The organism is Myxococcota bacterium (assembly GCA_035498015.1).
Classification (GTDB): Bacteria; Myxococcota_A; UBA9160; order SZUA-336; family SZUA-336; genus VGRW01.
The window spans coordinates 29,538-52,691 of sequence record DATKAO010000134.1; the positions used below are offsets into that span (position 1 = coordinate 29,538).

Annotated in this window: 22 protein-coding genes; 3 read left to right on the top strand and 19 right to left on the bottom strand. The window is 71.2% G+C overall.

The window, feature by feature from the left end; genetic code table 11:
* Positions 1–3: 3 nt before the first annotated feature.
* The 5 genes from VMR86_12120 to VMR86_12140 all read right to left on the bottom strand — a co-directional run bounded on the left by VMR86_12120 (position 4) and on the right by VMR86_12140 (position 5,321).
* A complete protein-coding gene (locus VMR86_12120) occupies positions 4–648 on the bottom strand; it encodes a 7-carboxy-7-deazaguanine synthase QueE (GenBank protein ID HTO07788.1) in 645 nt (214 codons plus the stop codon).
* Complete coding sequence (locus tag VMR86_12125; GenBank protein ID HTO07789.1) at positions 641–3,376, bottom strand: hypothetical protein; 2,736 nt, start codon at positions 3,374–3,376, stop codon at positions 641–643. Before VMR86_12125 ends, VMR86_12120 begins: the two co-directional genes overlap by 8 nt.
* A 108-nt stretch (positions 3,377–3,484) precedes the next feature.
* Positions 3,485–4,639 (bottom strand): deoxyguanosinetriphosphate triphosphohydrolase, encoded by a 1,155-nt coding sequence (locus VMR86_12130; GenBank protein ID HTO07790.1) that lies wholly within the window; start codon positions 4,637–4,639, stop codon positions 3,485–3,487.
* Between the two features lies 1 nt (position 4,640).
* Positions 4,641–4,952, bottom strand: coding sequence for a hypothetical protein (locus VMR86_12135; protein ID HTO07791.1), 312 nt, complete (start codon positions 4,950–4,952; stop codon positions 4,641–4,643).
* A 21-nt stretch (positions 4,953–4,973) separates the two neighbouring features.
* Complete coding sequence (locus tag VMR86_12140) at positions 4,974–5,321, bottom strand: histidine triad nucleotide-binding protein (protein HTO07792.1); 348 nt, start codon at positions 5,319–5,321, stop codon at positions 4,974–4,976.
* Between the two features lie 38 nt (positions 5,322–5,359).
* Here VMR86_12140 and VMR86_12145 point away from each other — a divergent pair, with 38 nt between their 5' ends.
* Positions 5,360–6,457, top strand: coding sequence for an aminotransferase class V-fold PLP-dependent enzyme (locus VMR86_12145; protein ID HTO07793.1), 1,098 nt, complete (start codon positions 5,360–5,362; stop codon positions 6,455–6,457).
* Here VMR86_12145 and VMR86_12150 read toward each other — a convergent pair.
* From VMR86_12150 to VMR86_12160, 3 genes are all read right to left on the bottom strand, one after another.
* On the bottom strand, positions 6,454–8,520 hold the full coding sequence (locus tag VMR86_12150; protein HTO07794.1) for a hypothetical protein: 2,067 nt from the start codon (positions 8,518–8,520) through the stop codon (positions 6,454–6,456). The genes VMR86_12145 and VMR86_12150 overlap by 4 nt on opposite strands.
* Positions 8,510–9,469 (bottom strand): hypothetical protein, encoded by a 960-nt coding sequence (locus tag VMR86_12155; GenBank protein HTO07795.1) that lies wholly within the window; start codon positions 9,467–9,469, stop codon positions 8,510–8,512. The genes VMR86_12150 and VMR86_12155 overlap by 11 nt, the downstream gene beginning before the upstream one ends.
* Before the next feature lie 142 nt (positions 9,470–9,611).
* Positions 9,612–10,142 (bottom strand): hypothetical protein, encoded by a 531-nt coding sequence (locus VMR86_12160; GenBank protein ID HTO07796.1) that lies wholly within the window; start codon positions 10,140–10,142, stop codon positions 9,612–9,614.
* Positions 10,143–10,241: 99 nt separating this feature from the next.
* On the opposite strand from VMR86_12160, the gene VMR86_12165 reads away from it, so the two are divergent.
* Positions 10,242–11,378 carry a PilT/PilU family type 4a pilus ATPase gene (locus tag VMR86_12165; protein ID HTO07797.1) on the top strand — a complete coding sequence of 379 codons (1,137 nt, stop codon included), beginning with the start codon at positions 10,242–10,244 and terminating at the stop codon, positions 11,376–11,378.
* Between the two features lie 6 nt (positions 11,379–11,384).
* On the top strand, positions 11,385–12,611 hold the full coding sequence (locus VMR86_12170) for a HAMP domain-containing sensor histidine kinase (protein ID HTO07798.1): 1,227 nt from the start codon (positions 11,385–11,387) through the stop codon (positions 12,609–12,611).
* A 371-nt stretch (positions 12,612–12,982) separates the two neighbouring features.
* Here VMR86_12170 and rpoZ read toward each other — a convergent pair whose 3' ends face one another.
* The 11 genes from rpoZ to lipA all read right to left on the bottom strand — a co-directional run bounded on the left by rpoZ (position 12,983) and on the right by lipA (position 22,841).
* Positions 12,983–13,186, bottom strand: coding sequence for a DNA-directed RNA polymerase subunit omega (gene rpoZ / locus VMR86_12175; GenBank protein HTO07799.1), 204 nt, complete (start codon positions 13,184–13,186; stop codon positions 12,983–12,985).
* Positions 13,187–13,602: 416 nt separating this feature from the next.
* A complete protein-coding gene (locus VMR86_12180; protein ID HTO07800.1) occupies positions 13,603–13,698 on the bottom strand; it encodes an AURKAIP1/COX24 domain-containing protein in 96 nt (31 codons plus the stop codon).
* 58 nt (positions 13,699–13,756) lie between these two features.
* Entirely contained in the window at positions 13,757–14,260 is a 504-nt protein-coding gene (locus tag VMR86_12185) for a tetratricopeptide repeat protein (protein ID HTO07801.1), read from the bottom strand.
* Between the two features lie 91 nt (positions 14,261–14,351).
* Complete coding sequence (locus VMR86_12190; protein HTO07802.1) at positions 14,352–16,097, bottom strand: ATP-binding protein; 1,746 nt, start codon at positions 16,095–16,097, stop codon at positions 14,352–14,354.
* Between the two features lie 20 nt (positions 16,098–16,117).
* Entirely contained in the window at positions 16,118–16,351 is a 234-nt protein-coding gene (locus tag VMR86_12195; GenBank protein HTO07803.1) for a KH domain-containing protein, read from the bottom strand.
* Positions 16,352–16,463: 112 nt separating this feature from the next.
* Complete coding sequence (locus VMR86_12200; protein ID HTO07804.1) at positions 16,464–17,066, bottom strand: riboflavin synthase; 603 nt, start codon at positions 17,064–17,066, stop codon at positions 16,464–16,466.
* Between the two features lies 1 nt (position 17,067).
* On the bottom strand, positions 17,068–18,018 hold the full coding sequence (glpX, locus tag VMR86_12205; protein ID HTO07805.1) for a class II fructose-bisphosphatase: 951 nt from the start codon (positions 18,016–18,018) through the stop codon (positions 17,068–17,070).
* Positions 18,019–18,038: 20 nt separating this feature from the next.
* The gene (gene thrC, locus VMR86_12210) at positions 18,039–19,394 is read right to left on the bottom strand and encodes a threonine synthase (protein HTO07806.1); all 1,356 of its coding nucleotides are present in this window, start codon (positions 19,392–19,394) and stop codon (positions 18,039–18,041) included.
* 3 nt (positions 19,395–19,397) lie between these two features.
* Entirely contained in the window at positions 19,398–20,705 is a 1,308-nt protein-coding gene (locus VMR86_12215) for a homoserine dehydrogenase (GenBank protein ID HTO07807.1), read from the bottom strand.
* Entirely contained in the window at positions 20,698–21,873 is a 1,176-nt protein-coding gene (locus tag VMR86_12220) for an aminotransferase class I/II-fold pyridoxal phosphate-dependent enzyme (protein HTO07808.1), read from the bottom strand. Before VMR86_12220 ends, VMR86_12215 begins: the two co-directional genes overlap by 8 nt.
* Positions 21,870–22,841, bottom strand: coding sequence for a lipoyl synthase (lipA, locus tag VMR86_12225; GenBank protein ID HTO07809.1), 972 nt, complete (start codon positions 22,839–22,841; stop codon positions 21,870–21,872). The genes VMR86_12220 and lipA overlap by 4 nt, the downstream gene beginning before the upstream one ends.
* Positions 22,842–23,154 lie beyond the last annotated feature (313 nt).

Below are 23,154 nucleotides of genomic sequence, written 5' to 3' on the forward strand. Positions count from 1 at the left end.
GCTTCAGACGCTCTTCGCGTCGGGGCCCCAGACGTACTTGTGCAGCTGCAGGTTGAGCCGCACGTGCAGGCCGTCCTCGAGCAGCCAGCGCACGAGGTCGCGGGGGTCGAGCCCGGGGTGGACCGGGGAGAAATGGACGGGCACGCGGTCCTCGAGCTTGTGCTCGCGCACGAGCGCGAGCGCGAACTCGTAATCGGCGCGGTCGCACAGCACGAACTTCAGCTCGTCGCCCGGGCGCAGGCGGTCCAGGTTCGCGAGGTCGTTGTGCTGGGACATCTGGCTGCCCGGCGTCTTCACGTCGACGATCGCGTGTGCGCGCGGGTCGAGCAGCGAGATGTCGTGGTGTCCGCCGGTCTCGACCAGCACCTGATGGCCCGCGTCGAGCAGGCGCCGCACCAGCTCCGGGGTCGCCTTCTGCGCCAGTGGCTCGCCGCCAGTGACTTCGACGAGCGGCGTGCCGAACGCGGCCACGCGCGCCAGGATCTCGTCCAGGTCGAGTCTCTCGCCGCCGCCGAACGCGTGCGCTTCGTCGCAGTACACGCAGCGGATGTCGCAGCCGGCGGTGCGCACGAACACGCACGGCCAGCCCGCGAAGGTCGACTCACCTTGGATGGACTGGTAGATCTCCTTGATCCGCAGCTCAGCCATAGAGCATCGAGCGGTGCCGCACGATCCCGCCGATCAGCTCTTCCATGCGCTCGGGCCGGGAGTCGAGCTCCTGGACGCGCGCGCGGCCGACCCGGTCGCCGCCGACCTTGGGCCGCACGAACGCCAGCTCGCCGCCGACGGCGTCGATCAAGCTGGTCACGTTGAGCGGACGTTTCTCGTCGTTGCCCGCGAGCACCACCAGGTCGTCGCCCTCGCGGCTGGCGAGTGACAGGCGCGCGCCCGTGCGCAGGCGCAGCCGGCGGCCGACCTCGCCCGGGTCGAGGGGGCTCGGCACGCGCGCCACGGCGAGCTGATACTCGCCGAAGTGCACGATGCGCGGGTCGTGCTCCTCGACCCACTGGATCTCGGCGCCGTACACGTTCTGCGCCGAGGGCAGGTCGGTCGGCTTGCCCGCGAGCACGGACACGATCTCGGCGCGGTGCTCGCCGGGGTTCGCGGCCAGCTTCTGGATCAGCTGGACGACGCGATAGCCCCACTTCTCCATGTCGTTCTCGGACAGCCGGCGCGCCGACAGGTCGACCAGCTTGTCGGTGAAGCGGCTGCGCCGCTCGGTGACTTCGGTGACCACCGCGAGCGGGCTCGCCGCCTCGGAGATCAGGATCGAGTCACGGCCCAACGCGGCGCGCAGCCGCTCGACGTCCTCGATCGCCCAGTCGTGGTGATCGAACCACTGCAGCCGGCCGCGGAACAGCTCGGCGGTGTCGAGCACCTCCTTCGGGCGCGGCTGCGCGGTGAAGCCGACGACCAAGAGGTCGACGTTGTCGGCGATGTCGGTCGCGGGGCCCTTGAAGAAGTCCATCAGGGCTTCCTGGGGGATGACCCGGAACGACACGATCGTGCGCCGGTCGCGCGCCAGCACGAGCGCGGCCAGGATGGCCTCGGTGTCGTCGCGCACCACGATCGCCGCGCGAGCGCGCCGGGCGCGCGGCGGGGGTGACTCCACGGGCTGGGCGGGCGCGCGCTCGCGCTCCTCCTCGCCCTCGGCCAGCGTGGCCTCGACCTCGTGGTCGACGAGGTCCTCCTCGCGCGACTCGCCGGCCGGCCCTTCGTCGGCTTCGGCGTGGGCTTCGCCGGTCGCCGCGAGTGACTCGTCGGGACCGCCCGGCTCCCCGGAGGCCTCGCCGCCCGGCCCGCGCTCCTCGCCTTCGCGCCCGCCCCTGCGTCCGCGGCGGCGCCGGCCGCGGCGTCCGCGCCGCCGGCCGCCATCGAAGGGGCGCCCTTCGCGATCGCCCTCGCCGGCCGGTGCGTCGGCCAGCTCTTCCCGCGGCTCCTCGCCCGGCTCGCCCTCGCCTTCAGCCTCGCCCTCGGCTTCGGCCTCCTCCGGACGCTCCCACGCGCGGCCCTCGTCGGCCGGCTCGCGGTGCGAGAAGTCGGCGGAAGCGGCGGTCCGCTCCTCGCCCTCGGGCGCGAGCTCGTCGTCGGGAGTCTCGTCGGCCAGCGCTGCGGGCTCGTCGGTCCGCGGATCGCCGAAGCGGCCCTCCTCGGCGCCCTCCCGGCCGCGACCCCCGCGGCGGCGCCGGCGGCGGCGCCGGTTGCTGCGGCCGAAGCCCTCGGAGCTCCCGTCGTCGCCCGCTCGCGCCTCGCGCGGCTCGCGCTCGCGTTCGGCGCTGCGCGGCTCGCCGGCCCCCAGCGGACCCGCCAGCTCTTCGAGCAGCTGGCGCGCGGGCTCGGCGATCTCGCGCGCCGAGATGAAGAAGCGCGGCGTGCCGCTCGCGCCAGGCGTCCAGGTCGCGCGCTCCAGGTCGAGCAGGTGCCAGCCCGCGATCAGGCCCGGCACGTCGGAGATCTGGACCGAGTCGCGGATCGCGCCCACCACGGGCCGGCCGTCGATGTCGATCCCGACCCAGTCGATCAGCTCGCGTCCCTCGCGGTTCCACGGCAGCCAGCGCGCGGTGACTCCGGCGCGCGCTTCCTCGGCGGCGCGTTCGATCTCGTCGTCGCGCCGCGCGGCCTCGCCCTCGAGCAGGCGCGGATCCTGCGCGAGCGACACGAGCCACTCGTGCAGCTCGACGCCCCAGCGCGGGAAGTTCGCTTCGTCGACGCGCACGTCGCGCGGGTCGGGCAGCGCGATCGCGACCGCCACGCCGTCGCCGGCCGCGGATACCCGCGCCACGCGCTCGCCGCGCACGAACACGAGATACTCCTGACCCGCGGGCCGCACGCCGCCTGCCGAAGTGACTGCCGCCGCGCCCTCGATCACGCGCAGCACGCGCGCGAGCAGCGTCGCGCCGCCGCCGAACAAGGTCGGAGCCGGGCGCGCGGGGTGGTCGTCGATCTCGAAAGTCTCTCCGCCCGGGTCGGCCAGGCCGGGCAGCGACAGCAGGTGCACGACGAGGCCGAGCTCGCCCGCGCGCGCTGCGGCGCGGCGCGTGCGCTCGGAGAAGAACGGCGCGGCGATGAACACCTCGCGCAGGCCGCGGCCGTTGCCGGCGCGGGCGGCCGCAATGCGCGCCCAGCCCAGCAGCTCCAGGCCGTCGCGCCGGCTGGCGACCAGGGCGACCGGGCGATTGCCCTCCCAGCGTGCCGAGGCCAGCGCGATGCCCTCGGGCGCGCCTTCGACGCGCTCGAGCCCCGACACGTCGCGCAGGCCGGCTCCGCGCAGCTCGCGCAAGCGGTCCAGCAGCCGGCTGCCGCCGTTCTGGCCGCCGCCACCGCCACCACCGCCGCCGCCCGAGCCGCCTCGTCGTCCCCAGCCCCGTCTTCGCACGAGTCTCTCTCCTGGAATCCCCTGTTGTGACCGAACGATATCCGCCGGAGACCGGGCCGCCAGGGCAGCTCCCGCCAGAGGTCGGGTCAGGCCAGGCCGAACGCCCGCTCAGACATGGGTATGGGGGTCGAAGAGGCGGTCGTGCTCGTCCATCGCGAAGCGGTCGGTCATGCCCGCGATGTAGTCGGCGATCGCGCGCTCTTCGGGCTCGCCGCGCGCGCGCTCGAGCACGTGGGGCGGCAGCTGGCGCGGGTCGGCGGCGTAGGCCCGCCACAGGTCGCCGAGAATGCGCTCGGCCTTCGCGGCCATGCGCAGCACGCGGTGGTGCCGGTAGAAGCGCTCGAACAGGAAGCGCGCGAGCTCGCGCTTCTCGTGCGCGACGTCGGGTGAGAAGCCGAGCGCGCGCTCGGGCAGCGCGGCGGCCGCGGCAGCCGAGGCCGGGCGCGCCTGTTCGAGCCGGCGCGCGCTCGCCTCGATCAGGTCGGTGGCCATGAGGTCGATCAGCGCCACGGTCAGCTGCGCGCGCGCGCTGCGCGCGTCGCTCTTCCCTTCCCCGTGCGCCGCGGCGAGCGCCCGGCGCACCAGCGGCAGCTCGCCCAATGACTCCCAGTCCAAGATCTCGGCGCGCAGGCCGTCGTCGAGGTCGTGCGTGTGGTACGCGACCTCGTCACAACAGTTCGCGATCTGCGCCTCGAGACTCGGCCCCAGGCCCAGGTCGGGCAGCGGCACCGGGTGTGGATAGTGCGGGTAGGTCGAGCCGTGCTTCAGGATGCCTGCGCGCGTCTCGTGACACAGGTTGAGCCCCGGGTAGCGCTCGGAACGGTCCTCGAGCCAGTCGACGATGCGCAGGCTCTGACGGTTGTGCTCGAAGCCCCCGTGCGGCTTCAAGAGCCCGTTCAGGACGTGCTCGCCCGCGTGACCGAACGGCGGGTGACCCAGGTCGTGGGACAGCACGATCGCCTCGACCAGGTCCTCGTTCACGCCCAGCGCGCGCGCGACGGTGCGCGCGATCTGCGCGACCTCGAGCGTGTGAGTCAGCCGGTTGCGGAAGTGGTCGCCCTCGGAGTAGGGAAAGACTTGCGTCTTGTACTGCAGCCTGCGGAAGGCGCGCGCGTGCAGCACGCGGTCGCGGTCGCGCTGGAAGGCCGTGCGATAGGCGTGGGGCGCCTCCGGCTCGATGCGCCCGCGCGAGTCACGCGCCAGCAGGGCGTACGGCGCGAGTGACTCGGCTTCGCGCTTCTCGAGCTCCGCGCGGGTCCGCACGCTACCGCCCCCGACTCTTCTCCTCGACGAGCTTGTTCAGCCGCGCCCGATCGGAGTCACCCAGCACTTCGGGCGCGGCCTCGCCCGGGCGGGCGGCCGGCGGCGCGGAAGCGACGGGCGGCGTCTCGGTGGCGTTCACCGCGCGCTCCACGGCGCGCTCGCCCAACTGTCGCGCCGTGCCCTGGGCGGTGGCGATGAGCTCCCGGGCGCTGCGCACGCGCAGCGTGAGAGTCATCGAGTCGCGCGACCAATGCGCCTCGATCATCACGAAGGCGACCCCGACGAGGAGCAGGAGAAACAGCAGCCGGAACACGGACCGCAGTCTAAGTCAGGGCTACCCGGGCGGCCAGCCGAACCTGCGCCCGCCCAGCAGGTGCAGGTGGATGTGGTCGACGCTCTGACCGGCGGCGCGGTTGGTGTTGAAGACCAGCCGGTAGCCATCGTCCGCGAAGCCCCGCTCGCGCGCGATCGCCCCGGCCAGCTCGATCAGCTCGCCCGCGAGCGCGCGCGTGGCCGGCCCGATCTCCAGCGCCGAGACGATGTGCTCGCGCGGGATCAACAGCACGTGGCTGGGCGCCTGCGGGTGGAGGTCTTCGAAGGCCACGATGCGCTCGTTCTCGCGCACGATCTTCGCGGGGACCTGCTTCGCCACGATCCGGCAGAAGAGACAGTCATCGGGCATGGGCACCTCGCTCCGGGCGCGCCAGTATACTGCGCGCGATGAGCCCGCTGTCTCTGCCCGACCGCCTGTTGCTGGGCCCCGGTCCGAGCGCCGTCTCGGAAGAGGTGCGCGCGGCGCTCGCGCGCCCGCCGATCGGTCACCTGGATCCGGCGTTCCTGGCGCTGCTCGACGAGATACAAGTCATGCTGCGGCGCGTGTTCCGCGCCGAGTCGGCGTTCGCGTTCCCGCTCTCGGGCACCGGCAGCGCGGGCATGGAGGCGTGTCTGGTGAACCTGCTCGAGCCCGGCGAGAGCGCGCTCGTAGCAGTGAACGGCGTGTTCGGCGAGCGCATCTCGACCATCGCCGAGCGCGCGGGCGCGCGCGTGCTGCGCGTCGAGGCCGAGATGGGCCAGGCGGTGCCGGTCGAGAGACTGGTCGCCGAGATCCAGGCGCGCCGGCCCGCGCTGGTGGCGCTCGTGCACGCCGAGACCTCGACCGGCGTGGAGCAGCCGATCGCCGAGGTGGCGCGCGCCGCGCGCGCCGCGGGGGCGCTCGTGCTCATGGACTGCGTGACCTCGCTCTCGGGCATCGACGTGCGCTTCGACGACTGGCAGGTCGACGCGGCCTATTCGGGCACGCAGAAGTGTCTCGCGTGCCCGCCCGGTCTGTCGCCGATCGCGCTGGGTCCGCGCGCGCTCGCGCGGCTCGAGCGCCGCACGCGGCCGGTGCAGAGCTGGTATCTCGACTTCACGCTGATCGGCCGCTATCTCGGCGCGAGCCGCGTCTACCACCACACCGCGCCGATCTCGATGATCTACGGGCTCCACGCCGCGCTCGAGCGCGTGCTCGCGGAGGGCCTCGAGGCGCGCTTCGCGCGCCACCGCGCCGCATCGCTGCGCCTGATCGCCGGGCTCGAGGCGCGCGGCTTCCGCATGCTGGTCGCCCCGGAGCTGCGCCTGCCCATGCTGAACGCGGTGATTCCGCCGGTGCCCGACGAGGCGGCGCTGCGGCGCCAGCTGCTCGAGAGACACGGCATCGAGGTGGGCGGCGGCCTGGGCAAGCTCGCCGGACGCATCTGGCGCATCGGCCTCATGGGTGAGAACGCGCGGCCCGAGGTCGTCGACCGGCTGCTCGCCGCGCTCGACGCGTCGCTCTAGAGACTCTCGGCCGCCTTCTCGGCCTCGTCGGCGGCGGTGGTGTCGACGCGCGGCCCGGCCGAGATCCCGTCGAGGCCGACGTCCACGCGCGCCTCGACCGGCAACAGGTGCACGATGCCCAGCCAGCGCGCGACCGGCAGCACGAGCGTCGCGTGCGGACCGCTCGTCCCCATGACCAGCGACAGCTCCGCCTGGCGGTAGCCCGCGCGCGCGCCGACGCCCGCCGCGCCCTCGGCGTCGGTGCTGGCGAAGAGCTGGCCGTCGACGGGCAGCTTGCGGTCGATGCAGGGTGTGTCGGCCAGACAGAAGGCGCCGTCGCCGCCGAGCTCGCGGCCGGCGGTGATCTTGTCGTCTTCGCGCGAGAGCGCGACGTCGCCCCAGGTGCGCGTGCGCTTGCCGTCGACCAACGCCGCGCCCACCTCGCCCAGGCCCGCGGCCGCGGTCGGCAGCCGCGGCGCCACGCGCAGGGTCGCGCCCGCGCGCACGCGGCCGTCCATGCGGCGCACGGCCTCGAGCACCTCGCCCATCGTGTCGCCTCGCGGCTGGAGTGACTGCGCTTCGAGGCCATCCGCCAGCCGTGACAGAAGCTCGAGCGCGCGCGGCGACGGCAGGTCGCGCGCGTTCTCGCCGACCGCGTGCTCACCGAGCACGAACGCCGCCGCGCCGGTCAGGCCGAGCTCCTGCGCGAGCTCCGGCGCCGCCTTCGCGAGCGCGTCGTCCGACACCACCACCCGCTGCGGCGCAATGCGCGTGTAGTGCGTGCGCGCGTGCGGCAGCACGAAGTAGCCGTCGCGGAACGGAGTCACCGTGCGGCTCGCCCGCTCGTCGACGCGCAGCTTCTCGAGCCACTCGCGCGCTTCGTCCGCGCGCGCGCCCTGGGGCTCGAGCTCGAGATAGCGCGTCGCCGCCTCGCGCAGCGCCCCGCCGTCGGGCCGCCAGCCGCGCCAGATGCGCACCGGCGTGTCGAGCAGGAGGTTCACGGGATTCACCGTCTTGCGCAGGATCTTGTACGAGGTCTTGAGCCGGCGATAGCCGTCGTAAGTGAAGTCGACGTTGTCGGGCTCGAGGCCCAGGCCGTTGTCGGCCAGCGCGTCGCCACCCACGAAGCCCAGTGACCGGCGCTTGGTGTAGCTCGAGGCCTCCTCGTCGAGCGCGCGCTCCGGATTCAGCGCGCGGTCCTCGAGCAGATCGCGCGCGACGCCCGAGCCCGGGCCGTCGCTCTCGGCCATCTGGCGGAACTCGTCGAGCGCGCCGGCGCGGTCGCCGGACACGTAGCGCGCGGTGGCGCGCGCGATCTCGAGGTCGTCGCGCGAGGCGGCGTCGACGCCGCTCGCCGCGTCGACCGCGGCCTCGTCGTCGACCAGGAGCGCACCCGCCGCGCGCACGTCCCAGCTCCCGAAGGCGGCGCCGCCCAGACCGACGGCCTCGCGCGCCTCGTCGATGCGCTCGCGCGCGGCGATCGCGTCGAGCAGCCGGTCGGCGTGCTGTGACCCGGGGTCGAGCTCGAGCGCGCGATTCACCGCGACCCGCGCGCGACGCACCTGACCCGCGTTGAGCGCGCGCCCGCCGTCTTCGATCAGGCCCTTCACGAGCGCGTGGCGCTCGCGGCCCTCGAGCCGCTCGTAGAGCTCGCGCGTCGCCTGGTCGAGCTCGCCGCCCAGCGCGTCGGGGCCCAGCAGCAAGAGCGCCCGTTCTTCGCCCGGCGTGCGGTTCGACCAGGTCAGCACGCCGCGGCCCAGCTCGCCGGCGCTCTGCAGCATCTTGATCGGCGACGCGCCGACCGAGGCCCGGATGCCCAGGTCGACCAGCGCGGACGAGATCACCGCGAGCTTCCGGTTGCGGTCGGTCGCGAGCAGATCGCGCGCCTCGCGCGCGCGGTCCGCGCCGGCGTCGCCCTCGGGCGCGAGCAGGAGCTGCGCGGCCTGGTCGCCCCTGCCCTGCGAGTCACTCTGCGAGTCAGCGGCGAACGCGCGCCCGCCCAGCGCGAGACACAAGAGCGCCGCCGCGATCAGCGCGCGGATCAGCTGCTGCCCGAGGCGGATGGCGTGAGCTTCAGGGAACACGCGCGGTCGCTCCCTCGTGGTAGGCCAGGAGCGCCTCGATCCGGCTGCGGGCCTCGCGGCGCAGCGCGGGGCGGCGGTCCTCCGCGGCGAGCTCGTAGGCCGAGAACGCCTGGTCGACGAACGCCTCGTAGCGCGACGGATCGAGCGCCTTGTAGTGCGCGCGCGCGTGCAGCTCCTCGCGCCGCGCGCTGTCGGAGTACAGATCGCCCAGGCGCAGCAGGTGCTTGCCGAAGAGCTTCGACTCGCGGTTGCCTTCGAGCAGGTCCTGGCACGCCGAGATCGCGTCTTCGAGCCGGTCGCCGCGCGCGAACCAGTCCACGCGCATCACCTGCCACGACTCGACCTCCTCGAGCGCGAGCGGCTCGAAGGGCGTGCCGTGCACGTCGTCGGCGAGCTTGCGCCAGAGCGCGATGCGCGCCTCGATGAACAGCCGCTCCTCCTCGGGGTTGGCGAACGGCTCGCTCGGCGGTGCCGAGGCGGAGGCGAAGCTGTCGATCACGCGCACGCGCTCGGCCGCGGCGTCGCCCAGCACCGAGCCGGAGCCGGCCACGCGCTGGTAGGCGGCGACCGCCTCGCCGTAGCGGCGCAGGCGTTCCAGCGCCTTGCCGCGCGCGAACTCGATCACGTAGTCGGCGTTCTCCCAATCTTCGTTGGCGCGCGCGCGCTGGCCGGCCAGCCGGTCGAGCTTCCAGAGCGCGACTGCGTACACGCTGCGGCCGTCCTCGGTGGTCGCGCGGTCGTAGCGGTAGGTGTCGTCGCGCAGGTGGAGCTTCAGCTCGGCGACCACGCGCGTGAGCGAGTCATCGGCGGCGGGCTCGCGCGAGGCCAGGCCGGTCATGCGCGAGAGACTCGCGCAGCCGGTCGCGCAGACCAGCACGGGAGCGATCCACGCGATGTGTCTGATGCGCTGCACGCCGCGCGTTGTTGCATCGGCCGTGCCGCGCTTCACGCGCCGGCAAGTCCCGGCTCAACTCACGTCACTTGCGAGTGCGGCGGGATTCGGGTCACTCGGCGGGTGCGCATGCGACTTCGCGCGGCGAAGAGGCGCGCACGGCGTACTTGCGCCCGCGCTGCCGACCGTGTGATCGCCGTCACTGGGGTCTTCGAGCGGGCTCCGCGGGCTTTCGCCAGTCTTCGGGCACGCCGGCCAGCGAGGCCTCCACGTCCAGGTCGCGCAGCCGCTGGCGCGAAGCCTCGAGAGACTGCCGATCTCGCTTGAGCTGCGCGCGCAGTTTGAGCACTTCGGGATCGGTGATCTCGCCGCCGGCCGGCGAGTAGTTCCACTCCCCGGCCGAGGCGCTGCGCAGGTGCTCCTGGCCGGCCTCCACCTTGCCTTCGAGGTCGGAGACCTCCTGGCGGGCCTTGCGGAACTCCTCCTTCCAGCCGCGCATGTCGCGCCCGCCGTAGGTCTTGCCGGTCGGCTGCATGCCGACTGCCGGTGGGTGAAGCAGCCGGTCGAGCGTGAGTGACTTCGGCGGCGCGGCGTCGGGCGGCTGGTCGCCCGGGGGCGGGGCCGGCGAGGCGGCATTCTCGTCCGGAATGTCGCTGTCGGCCGCAAACGCGCTCGTCTGGGCACCCAGGGCGAGAACGGCGGCAAGCAGCGCAGGCAGGAGGAGGCGCATTCGGGGTCGATTATAGGGACGGGCGGGTCCCTCCTCCATCAAGCGCCGCCCGCGCGGCGCCGAAGTAAGGAGAACTCGCAGGAGACGCGGAACTCACCCATGGATCGCGAGCGACTCCACCGACTGCTCCGACTCGGCTTCGAGAAGGGCGCGTCGGACATCCACTTCCAGGTCGGATACCTCCCGCTCTATCGCTTCAACGGCGAGCTGGTCGAGCTGAAGTACAAGGTGCTCGCGATGGCGGACACCGAGGCCATCGCTCGCCTTCTGATGGAGAACGAGAAGGAGAAGACACTCGACGGCGCATCCGAGGTCGACATGGCCTACGAGATCCCGGGCGAGGGTCGCTTCCGCGTCAACATCTCCCGCGAGCGGCGCGCGTACAACATCGTGCTGCGCGTGATTCCGCTCTCGATCAAGAGCTTCGAGGAGCTGAACCTGCCCTCGGTGCTGAAGACGATCTCGTCGGTGCAGCGCGGCCTGGTGCTCGTGACCGGCGCCACCGGCATGGGCAAGTCGACGACGCTCGCGACCATGCTCCAGGAGATCAACCGCGCGAACAAGTGCAAGATCGTCACGATCGAGGACCCGGTCGAGTTCATCTTCACGCACGAGCGCTCGATCATCACGCAGCGCGAGATCTCGACCGACACGCCGAGCTTCCCTGCCGCGCTGCGCGCCGCGCTGCGCCAGGACCCCGACGTGATCATGGTCGGCGAGATGCGCGACGCCGAGACCGTCGACACGGGCCTGAAGGCCGCGGAGACCGGTCACGCGGTGTTCTCGTCGATCCACACCAACGACGTCGTGACCACGCTGCGGCGCATCGTGTCGTTCTTCCCGGTCGAAGAGCACCAGCAGGTGCGCGAGAGACTCGCCGACAACCTGCAATCGATCGTTTCGCTGCGGCTCTTGCCCAACAAGAAGGGCACGGGCCGCGTGCCGGCGGTCGAGGTGCTGCGCACCACGCGTTCCATCCGCGAGTGCATCCGCGACATGAATCGCGCGGTCGAGATCCGCGACCACATCGAGAAGGGTCACTCGGACATGCAGATGCAGACCTTCGATCAGCATCTGCTCGAGCTCTACCAGGCCAACAAGATCAAGCTCGAGACCGCGCGCGACGCGGCCAGCAACCCGAGAGACTTCGCGACCAAGCTCGCGCTCGAAGGCGACAGCTCGTACACGCAGGAAGGCCCGTCCGGCTCGGATGCCGGCGACGAAGGCCGGTTCTAGGCCGCCATGGAGATCCTGGCGCTCTATACGTCGCCCGACACGCTCGGGTCCGCACTCGCAGCCGGTGCCCGCCACCTGGCGGCCGCGCTGCAGGGCTTCGCGCTCGTGTACCAGTCGGGCCGATCCGCCGCGGAGCCCGACGGCTGGGCCGGCTTCACCTGCGCCAAGGACGCGCAGATCGCCGGCGCAGAGCTCGAGGAGTTCATTCGCGAGGCCGAGGCCTCGGAGCGCCCCGTGCGCATCGACCCGCCCGAAGGCAGCCCGCGCGTCTGGGCGCGCGGCGCCGGCGGCGTGTTCGGCTTCCCGATCCGCCACAACGGCCAGCCGCGCGGCGTCGCGCTGCTGGGCTGCCCCGGCCCCTGGCCGCGCGTGCAGAACTCCGGGATCGAGTCGATCCTGCGCCAGATCGCGCTCGTGCTCGACCACCACGTGGTCTCGGGCAGCCGCGCGCCGGCCGAGCCCTCCGACGAGGTCCTGCGCCTGTCCGAGCAGTTACTCGCGCAGGACATCGAGCTGATCAAGCGCGAGGAGCGACTCACTCTGGTCGAGCGGCTGAAGGCCGACTTGATCGAGACCATGTCGTACGAGCTGCGCGCGCCCCTGAACAGCATCATCGAGCGCGTGATCTCCGTGCTCGCCAACGAGCACGAGAAGCTGTCCTCGACCGGGCGCGACGCCCTGCGCGGCGTGCTCGACGACGGCAACGCGCTGATGCGCATGCTGCAGAACATCCTCGACCTGTGGCGCGTGAAGCAGGGCGAGGTCGCGGTCGAGGTCCAGGACGTGAACCTGGCCGAGGTGATCGAGGAAGGCATCTTCAACGTGCGTGACACGCTGCAGCCCGAGGTGGTGCTGGAGAAGCGCCTGCCCTCGAGCCTGCCGAAGATCCGCACGGACCTCGCGAAGCTGAACCAGATCCTCTTCCACCTGCTCGACAACGCGGCCAAGTTCACGCGCCGCGGCCGCATCGAGCTCGAGCTCTCGGTCGAAGAAGGTCAGCTCTTCTGCAGCGTGACCGACACGGGCATCGGCATCGCGCCGGACGACCAGGAGCAGATCTTCGACGAGTTCTTCCGCGTCGACTCCTCCGTCGACAGCCGCCACCGCGGCGCCGGCCTGGGCCTGACCCTCGCCCGAGCCCTGATCGAGAAGCTCGGCGGAGCGCTGTCGGTGCAGAGTGAGATCGGCTCCGGCTCGCGCTTCAGCTTCACGGTGCCGGTGACCATCTCGTAAGAGCCGGATCTTCTCGGCGCCTTGCGCTCCGAGCAATACCCGCCGGTCGCTGCTTCGCGAGTACGCTCCAGACGCTCCCTCTGGGTATTGCTCCGGACGCGCAGGCGAAACAGAGATCGCCTCTCCCAACAAAGTACAAAGTCGCGCCGGCGCTCTCGCCAGTGCGACCCACCGGGCCGCGTTCGCTGCGCCATCGGGCGCGGACCGCAGTGTCGACGGGGCAACCAACGCCGACGCGTTTCCTAATTTTGCGCAAGCGAAGGATCTGATCCGCGCGCGCGGCCGGGCAAAACCCGGAGGGAGCGTCTGGAGCGTACTCGCGAAGCAGCGACCGAGGGTTTTAGCCCGGAGCGCGGCGCGCAGAGATGCTCTTAGTGCTCAATGTCCTCGATGTCGGACAGCACGTATCCGGCGGCGACTTCGCGCAGGGCGTTCACCACCGACTTGTTCTCGCCGGCCTTCACCAGGCCCTTGGCACCGCGCATCAGCTGCTTCGTCCGGACGGACACCATCAGCACCAGGGCGAAGCGGTTGCCGACGCGCTCGGTGCAGTCTTCGATCGTGATGCGGGCCATGCGAGTGCCTCCTCGAGATCGGGCGGCAGGCTAGCAAAAGAAGAAGCCCCCGTCGCTCCGAAGCGACGGGGGCTCCCCATCTGGAAAATCAGGCTAGCGACGACTCACATCTTGCGGCGTCGCGTGGCCTTGCGTCGGCGGGTGCCCTTCTTGCGGCCACCCTTCTTGCGCCGCGTCGCCTTTTTCTTGCTCGCGGCCTTCTTCCGAGCTGCCATGTCTCTCACCCCCAAATTGATGACTGACACTCACCACCGAAGCTCGAAGTATCCGAGAACGGAACCCGAAAACGGATGCTTCCCGACATCGGTTGCACACACAGTAAGCATTGCAGTGCAAAGGTGTCAACGGAAACTGCAAAAAAAACGCACCGATGTGCGACATCGGTGCGTGTCACGCCCAGTGCTGCGTGAAGTGTCTTAGCGCTTGTTCCGCTTGTGCCGGTTGCGCGCGCGCAGCTTCTTGTACTTGTGCTTGCGCATCTTCTTGCGGCGCTTCTTGATCACACTGCCCACGGAAACTACGGCCTCCACGCTCGAGTGGCGGCCGAAGTTATCCGTGTGCAGTGCTGTGTCAAGCGCCCTGAACGCGCGCGGCGACCCAGGCCGCACGTCCCAAGACGCGCGCCTGCATGCGGCCGAGGAAGCGGTTGACCGCATGATTGCGCGGCAGGAACCGGATCGGAGGCCGGCGACGGATGCCGAGGTCGGCGAGCCGTCGCTGAACGGCCGCGTTCTCGGGATCGACCATCAGCCCGCGGCGCAGAAAGCGGATCGCGTCGGCCTTGAAGTCGAACGCGAGATAGATCCGCGCCAGGTTGAGATACAGATCCGGGTTGTAGAACTCCTGCCGCACGGCAGCACGCGCGAGCTCGACCGCGCCGAGGAATTGACCCCGCACGAGGGCCAGCGCGAGCGCGTACGACGAGCGGAAGCGCGCGTTCTGGGGATCGATCAGATAGGCACGCGAGAGATGCTCGAACCCCTCGTGACCATGCCCCGCCTCGAGCAGCGCCAGACCGCGCCGGTGATGCTCTTCCGGGGTGAACTCTCCGCTGTTTTGCATGGAACCTGCCATGGACTCCCTTCCATCCCCTCGAGCGGCCTTATCGGCCGAACTCCGCCAGGGATGAGTGCGGGGTTGCCAGGGCGTCTTGCGCGGGAGTTGCCTACTCGCTGGCCGGCAGGCGGACGACGAACTCCACGCGTCCGGGCTCGCGAAGCTCGGCCCAGACGCGGCCGCCGTGCAGCTCGACCAGCGCGCGCACCACGTTCAGGCCCAGCCCTACCCCGCCGTACTTCCGGGAGTAGGAGCCGTCGCGCTGCACGAAGCGCGCGAAGATGCGCTCCAGGTCGCGCGGCTCGAGCTCGCGCGCAGGGTTGGACACGCGCAGCTCGACCGCGCCTTCGGCCACGCCGGTCGTGACCCCGATGCGCGCGCCGCGCCTGCTGAACTTCGCGGAGTTCTCGAGCAGGTTCAAAACGACCTGCTTGATGCGGTCGGGGTCGAGCCAGGCGTGCGGCAGGTCGGGGTCGAGCGCGCACTCGAGCTCGAGGCCGGCATCGTCGAGGCGCGGCTTCAGGATCTGCAGACACTCTTCGACCACCGCGCCCAGTGCCACGCGCTTGCGCTGCAACGTGACTCCGCCCGCCTCGAGGTTGGACAGGTCGAGCAAGCCGCGGATCAGCTCGGTCATGCGCGCGGCCTCGCGCTCGACCAGCGCGAGGAACTCGACGCGCTGCTCGGCGGCGAGGCGCGCGCCGCCCGCGAGCTCGGCCGCGACGTCGCCGCGCAAGAGCTTGGCGAAGCCCTTGATGCTGGTGAGCGGCGTGGTCAGCTCGTGACTCACGTTGGCGAGGAACTCGGACTTCATGCGGTCGGCGTCGGCGATGCGCTCGTTCTGGGCGCGCAGCTGCTCGTTGCGGCTGGCCAGCTCGCGCTCGAGCGCCAGCCGCCCGGTGATGTCGCGCGCGATGCACACGATCGCCTCGCCGCTCGCGGCCACGCGCGCCGACAGCTCGAGCGTGGCCTCGCCGCGGCGCGTGTGCACGTCGAGCTGCACGCCGCGCATGGCACCGGCGTCGAGCAGCCGCGGCAGCAGCTCGCGCACCGTGTCCCAGGACTCGCGCGACAGGAAGTCCTGCATCGAGTAGCCCTGGAGCTCCGCGAGTGACATGCCCGCGAAGCGCAGCGCGGCTCGGTTCGCGTCGAGCACGTCCAGGTTACGGTCGAACACCAGGATGATGTCCTCGACCTCCTCGAGGAAGCGCCGCACCGCCCCCAGCGTGCGCACGTCGGGCAGCGGGCCCGAGCGCAGCGCCAGCTCCGACAGCCGGCGCTGCAGCGCCTCGCGCCCCTCGAGGTCTGCGGCCAGATGACTCACTTCGTGCAGCGCCCGCTCGTGGCGCTTGTCGCGCACGGGGATCCAGTCGAGCACCTCGTAGCGGCAGTGATCGCCGCCGCGCGCGGCGCACTCCATGTGCGCGACCGCGACCGGCTCGTCGCCCGAGCAGTGCGCGAGCAGCGCGCGCAGCGCGCCCAGCCGGAACTCGCATTCGCCTGCGTCCGGCGGGAAGCCCGGGACGTTGGCCCAGAAGATCTGCGTGTCCTCGCCGGCCGGGAGCACGGTCACGCTCGAGTGGCGATCGAGGAAGCGCGCCCACAGCGGCAGCTCGGCGAGGATCACGCTCGGGTCCTGGGCGAGCTCGGCCAGCGCGGCGATCCACTGCTCGCTCGCGCGCCACAGGCGTTCCCCGGCGGTGTAGGCGTTCTCGCGCCGAGCCAGGGCCTCGAGCCAATCGCTGCGCTGGACCCAGAGAGAGCGCTGCGCGCGCTCCTCGTCGGGCACGACCGGAGTCGCGAGCGCCTCATCGCCGCGCAGCGCATCGACGCTGCGCAGCGCGCGCTCGCTCACCGTGGCGCGTTCTGCGTCACTCAGTGCTCGATGATCTCGAGGATGTACCGCTTGTTCTCCTTGCCGCTGGCCGCTGCCAGGATCGTGCGGATTGCGGAGGCGTGCGCGCCGCCCTTGCCGATCACCTTGCCGAGGTCCTCTTTGGCGACGTTCAGCTCGATGACGTGGGCGTGGTTTCCCTTGATCTCGGTGATCTCGACGAGCTCGGGCTGGTCGACCAGCGCCTTCACGATCATCTCGACCAGTTCCTTCATGGAGACTCCTGCAGGAGGGAGTTGGGAGCGAACGAGATACCGACCGGAAGGACGCGGAGAATTGAAGAATTGGCGGAATGAGTGTCTCACCCCGCCCCCGGGGGGTCAACAATCACGGTTTCCGCAGCCGGGACAGGTATCGGAACACGTACTTGCCCAGCACGTCGAGCTCCAGGTTGACCGCTTGGCCCGGTGCGAGAGAGCCCAGCGTCGTGACCGCGCGCGTGTGGGGGATCAGCGCCACCCAGAAGCCGCGTTCGTCGGGCTCGACGGCAGTGAGCGAGACTCCTTCGACCGCGACCGAGCCCTTGGGCACGACTTGCTCGGCCAGCTCGGCCGCGCAGTCCACGCGAATCAGTCGGTCGTCGCCGTCGGGCCGGACCTCGCGCACCGTGCCCACGCCGTCGACGTGGCCCTGCACGATGTGGCCGTCGAGCCGGGCGTCGGCGCGCATCGCGCGCTCGAGGTTCAGCGCCTCGCCCGCCTTGCGCGCGCCCAGAGAGGTCATGCGCAGAGACTCGGGTACGATCTGGAACGCGAGCCGCTCGCCGCGCACGGCCACCACCGTGAGGCACGTGCCCGAGAGCGCGATGCTGTCGCCGAGCTTCACCTCGCACGCGACGTCGGCGCCGGCCTCGACCTCGAGCTCGACCCGGCCCGCGACGGTCTCCAGCCGCGTGATGCGCGCGACCCGCTCGACGATGCCGGTGAACACGCTAGCGCGGCTTGAAGCGGAAGTTGTGCTCGGCCTCGATCCAGCGCGTGGTCATCGAGTGACTGCGCATGACCACCGAGTGGGTCAGCGCGCCCTCCGCCCGGAAGCGCACGCCCTTCAGGAAGTCACCCTCGGTGACTCCCGTGCCGGCGAACAGCACGTCGCCGCGGGCGAGCTGCTCGAGCGTGAGCTTGGCGTTCACGTCCTTGATGCCCATGGCGCGGGCGCGGTCGGCCTCGCCCGGGTTGCGCGGGCGCAGGCGGCCCTGCAAGTCGCCCCCCTGGCAGCGCAGCGCGGCCGCCGCGATCACTCCCTCGGGCGCGCCGCCCGTGCCCATCAGCACGTCGACCTGGTGCTCGCGGCTGCAGGTCGCGATCGCGGCCGAGACGTCGCCGTCCTTGATCAGCCGGATGCGCGCGCCCGCCTTGCGCACCTCCTCGATCAGCTTCTCGTGCCGCGGCCGGTCCAGGATGACCACGGTCAGGTCCTGCACCGGCACGCCCATGGCCTTCGAGATGCTCTTCAGGTTGTGAGTCGGGCTCTTGTCGATGTCGATCGCGCCGCGCGCCGAGGGCCCGACCGCGATCTTCTCCATGTAGGTGTCGGGCGCGTGCAGGAAGCCGCCCTCCTCCGCCGCGGCGATCACCGACAGCGAGTTCTGGCCGCCGGTCGCGCAGATCGTGGTGCCCTCGAGCGGGTCGAGCGCGATCTCGATCTTGGGGCCGCTGCCGGTGCCGACCTTCTCGCCGATGAACAACATGGGCGCCTCGTCGCGCTCGCCCTCGCCGATCACGATCGTGCCGTCCATCTCGATCTTGTTGAGCGCGGTGCGCATCGCGTCGACCGCCGCCTGGTCGGCGGCCGTCTCGTCGCCGCGCCCCATGAGATGAGCGCACGCCAGCGCCGCCGCTTCCGTGGCGCGCACGAGCTCGAGCGCGAGGTTTCGGTCCATCGCCATGTCTCTCCCTCTTCCTAAGTCCCGAAACGCAGCTCGATCTGCCGGAAGATCTCGCTGCGCACGTCCTCGTAGCGCGCGGCCAGGGGGATCGGCGGGTTCGCGTGCCGCGACTCGATCCCTTCCAGCTGACCCGCGTGGTAGCTGCGCTTGAAGTCGGTGAACTTGAGCCCGTGCGCGGTCGAGATCACGACCACGCGCTGGTCGCGCTTCACCTCGCCGCGCCGGATCAGCTTGTGCAGCGCGGCGAGCGCCACGCCGGTGTGCGGGCAGTTGAACAGGCCGGTGCGGTCGCCGGCGGCCGAGGCCTCGGCGAGCTCGTCCTCGGTGGCCTGCTCGACGATGCCGTCGAACCGCTTCAAGGTCGCGATCGCGCGGTCGATCGAGACCGGGTTCCCGATCTGGATCGCCGACGCCAGCGTGGGCAGCGCCATCACCGGCTCGTACTTCTCGTAGCCGGTGAGATAGCTCTTGAACAGCGGGTTGGCGTTGGCCGCCTGCGCGCAGCAGATGCGCGGCAGCCGGTCGATGATGCCCAGCTCGAGCCACTCGAGCAGACCTTTGCCCAGCGCCGATACGTTGCCGAGGTTGCCGCCGGGAATCACGATCCAGTCCGGCACCTCCCAGTCGAATTGCTGCACGATCTCCATGCCGACCGTCTTCTGGCCCTCGATGCGCAGGCTGTTCATCGAGTTGGCGAGATAGATCCCGTCGCGCTCGGCGATCTTCTGCACGATCGCCATGCAGCCGTCGAAGTCGGTCTCGAGTGACAGCGTGATCGCGCCGTTCGCGACCGGCTGCAGGAGCTGCGCGAGCGAGACCTTGTCGCGCGGCAGGAGCACCACGGCCGGGATGCCCGCGTAGGCGGCGTAGGCCGCGAGCGCCGCGGAAGTGTCTCCCGTCGAGGCGCAGGCCACGGCGCGGATCTTGTCCGGCGCGCGCTTGCGGATCTCGTTCACCACCGACACGAGCACGGTCATGCCGAGGTCCTTGAAGCTCCCGGTGTGCGAGTTGCCGCACTGCTTCACCCACAGGTCCTCGATGCCCCACATCTGGCCCAGGCGCTTGGCCCAGAACAAGTTGGTGTGGCCCTCGAACATGGACACCACGTTGTCCTCGGCCACCACGGGACAGACCAGCTCGCGCTTGCCCCACACGCCCGAGCCGTACGGCCACTCGGTCGAGTGCGCGCGTGACTCGAAGATCTTCATCCACTTCTGCGGCGGCGTGCGCTTCAGCCGCTCCATGTCGTGCTGCACCGTGAGCAGTCCCTCGCAGTGCGGACAGCGGTAGATGACCTCGGTCAGCTCCCAGCGGCCCTCGCAGCCGCGGGCGCACTCGAACCAGGCGTCGTACTTAGGGCTGGGCTTCATGACTCACAGCTCCCGCTCGATGCGGATCTTCTGCGCCGGCGCCACGACCTCGGGCAGCCGCGCCACGTCGGCGAGCGCGGCGTCGAGATCGGCCTGGCGCGCCTCGTGGACCGTGAGCACGATCGGCACGCCGCGCGACTCGTGGCGTTCCTCCTGGAGCACGCTCGCGATGCTGATGCCGCGCGCGCCGAGCGCGCCGGTGATGCGCGACAGCACGCCGGGCTTGTCGAGCGCCGTGAAGCGCACGTAGAACTCGCCGCGCTCGTCGCCCGGCCGACACAGAACTGCGTCGCCGGGCTCGCCGGTGCCGAGCGGCGGCACCCGGCCCGCCACGCCCAGGCGGCGCGCGCGCGCCAGCTCCATCAGGTCGGACAGCACGGCGCTCGCTGTGGGCAAGGCGCCCGCGCCCGCGCCGTAGTAGAGCGTCGGGCCGGACAGCTCGCCGCGCACCTCGATCGCGTTCATCGACCCGTCGACGCCCGCCAGCACGCTCTCGCGCGGGATCATCGTGGGCTGCACGCGCGCCTCGATGCACGCCCCCGAGCGCTTGGCCACGGCCAGGAGCTTGATGCGCAGGCCGATGCGCCGCGCGTACTCGATGTCGGCCGGCACGATCCGGCGGATGCCGTCGATCGGGAAGGCGTCGGGGGCGACGCGCGCGCCGAACGCCAGCCCGGCCAGGATCGCGAGCTTGTGCGCCGAGTCGACGCCGTCCACGTCGAAGCTCGGGTCGGGCTCGGCGTAGCCGAGCTCCTGCGCGCGCTTGAGACACACCTCGTACGGCTCGCCGTGGGCCTCCATCTGCGTCAGGATGAAGTTGCAGGTGCCGTTCACGATGCCGTGCAGCGCCTTCACGCGGTCGGCGCACAGACCCTCGCGCAGCGCACGCAGCACCGGGATGGTGCCGCCCACGCTGGCCTCGAAGGCGATCTCGGTGCGCTTCGAGGCGGCGAGCGCGTAGACCTCGGCGCCGTGCGTCGCGAGCAGCGCCTTGTTGGCGGTGACCACCGACTTGCCGGCGTCGAGCGCCGCGAGCACGACCTCGCGCGCCACGCGCGTACCGCCGATCAGCTCGACCACGAGGTCGATGTCGGGGTCGTTCACGATCTCGCGCCAGTCTTTGGTGAGTCGCACCCCCGCCAGCGGCACGCCGCGGTCGCGCTCCAGGTCGATGTCGGCGATGCGCGCCAGCTCGAGCCGGAAGCCCAGGCGCTCGGCGATCAGGTCGCCGTGACTCGCCAGCGCCCGCACGACGCCCGTGCCGATCGTGCCCAAGCCGACCAGGCCGATGCGCATGGCGCGCTCAGCCATCGCGGAGCAGCTTGCGCATGCTGCGCACCGCCTGGCGGATGCGGTGCGTGTTCTCGACCAGCGCGAAGCGCACGAAGCCCTCGCCCGCCGGCCCGAAGCCGACGCCGGGGGCGACCGCGACCTGTGACTTCTCGAGCAGGAGCTTCGAGAACTCGAGTGACCCGAGCTCCTTGAATCGCTCCGGGATCGGCGCCCACACGAACATGGTCCCGAGCGGCTTCTCGATCTTCCAGCTGGCCTGCTCCAGGCCCTCGCACAGCGCGTTGCGCCGCTGCCGGTAGTCCTCGACGATCTCGGCCACGAAGTCCTGCGGACCGTCGAGCGCGATGATGGTGGCGATCTGGATCGGCTGGAACGTCCCGTAGTCGAGATAGCTCTTCACGCGCCCCAGCATGCGCACGAGCTCGGCGTTGCCGGCCGCGAAGCCCACGCGCCAGCCCGCCATGGCGTGTGACTTCGAGAGCGAGGTGAACTCGATCGCGCAGTCCATGGCGCCGGGCACCTGCAGCACGCTGGGCGGCACGTAGCCGTCGTAGCAGATCTCCGCGTAGGCGAGGTCGTGCACCAGCACCAGGTCGTTGCGCCGGCAGAACTCGACCAGGCGCGTGAGATAGGCCAGGTCGACGGTCGCCGTGGTCGGGTTGTGCGGGAAGGAGGCGATCAACATCTTCGGCCGCGGCCAGCTGGCCTGCGTGGCCTCTTCCAGCCGCTCGAGCAGACCGTCGAGCGGCAGGAGCGGCACGCGCCGGATGTCGCCACCCGCGATCAGCACGGAGAAGCTGTGGATCGGGTAGCACGGGTCAGGACACAGCACGGTGTCACCGCGCTGGATCGCCGCGATCACGAAGTGCGACAGGCCCTCCTTCGCGCCGATCGTCGACATGACCTGGGTCTCGGGGTCGAGCCGCAGCGCGTAGCGGCGCTCGTACCAGCGCGCCATGGCGCGGCGCAGGTTCGGCAGCCCGCGCGAGGACGAGTAGTGGTGGTTGCGCGGATCGCGTGCGGCTTCGACCAGCTTCTCGACCACGTGCGGCGGAGTCGGGTGGTTGGGATTGCCGAAGCCGAGGTCGATCACGTCCTCGCCGGCGCGCCGCGCGCGCGCCTTGAGATCGTTCACGATTGCGAGCACGTACGGCGGAAGTCTCTCGAGCTTCTCGAACTTCATCATGGCGCGCTGCCTCTGCGGGGGAACGGAGCCTGGGTAGGGTGCCCAGGCGACCACGGAGCCTGGGTAGGGTGCCCAGGCGACCATAAGTTCAGGGCGGTATCGGCGTGGAACGAGCTGCGCACGAGCGGACCGGACTCCACGTGGCGGAAGCCGGCCGCCCGGCCGGCGTCGGCGAGCTCGGCGAATTCGGCGGGCTCGAGGTAGCGGTCCACGGCCCGGTGCGCGAGCGTCGGCCGCAGATACTGGCCCAGCGTGAGACAGTCGACGCCGGCCGCGCGCAGGTCGCGAAACTCGCTCAGCAGCTCGTCGCGGGTCTCGCCCATGCCCAACATGATGCCGGACTTGGTCAGGATGTCGGCGTGGCGTGCCTTCACGCGCGCCAGGAGCGCGAGCGAGCGGTCGTAGCGCGCGCCGATGCGCACCTCGCGGTAGAGCCGCGGGACGGTCTCGACGTTGTGGTTGTAGACCTCGGGCCGCGCGTCGGCGACCCGGTCGATGCACTCGGCGTCGCCCCGGAAATCGGGAGTCAGCACCTCGACCGAGGCGCCGGGCGCGGCCGTGCGCAACGCCGCGATCGTGGCCGCGAACTGACTCGAGCCCTGGTCGGGCAGGTCGTCGCGATTCACGCTGGTGAGCACCACGTGGCGCAAGCCCAGCTCGGCGGCCGCGGCGGCGACCTGCTCCGGCTCGCGCGGGTCGACCGGCCGGCCCAGGCCCGTCGCCACGTGACAGAAGCGGCACGCGCGCGTGCACACGTCGCCCAGCAACATGAACGTCACCGTGCCCCGCCCGAAACACTCGGCCAGGTTCGGGCAGCGCGCCTCCTCGCACACCGAGTGGAGTCCGCGCCGGCGCAGCATGCGCTTCATGTCCCACACCGCCGGCGTGGGCCGGGCGGGGCTCTTGCAGTGCGGCGGCAGGCGCTGGAAAACGCCGGAGGTCCGCGCTCGTACAGCGGATTCGGACATGGGGGAGCCAGGATATGGGAGGCGGACAACCCCTGCCAGCAGGCTCAGTCGGTGGGCTGCAGGCACTCGCGTGCGGCCCCGAACCTCAGGGTGCCGACGCGCCCGGCGACCGGTTCCGTTGGACTCAGTCGTCTAGGACGAAGAAGTTTCGGTCCCCGGCGAAGAAATACTTGCCCGAGGCGACCACGACGCGCTCGATTCCGTCATCCGACAAGTGGATTTCAAAGTCACTCTGCGAGCCGCACAACGGGCAAGACTCCCCGGCGCCATCGACCACTACCCTTCCGTGGCCCGCTTCACCGACGTCATTCCC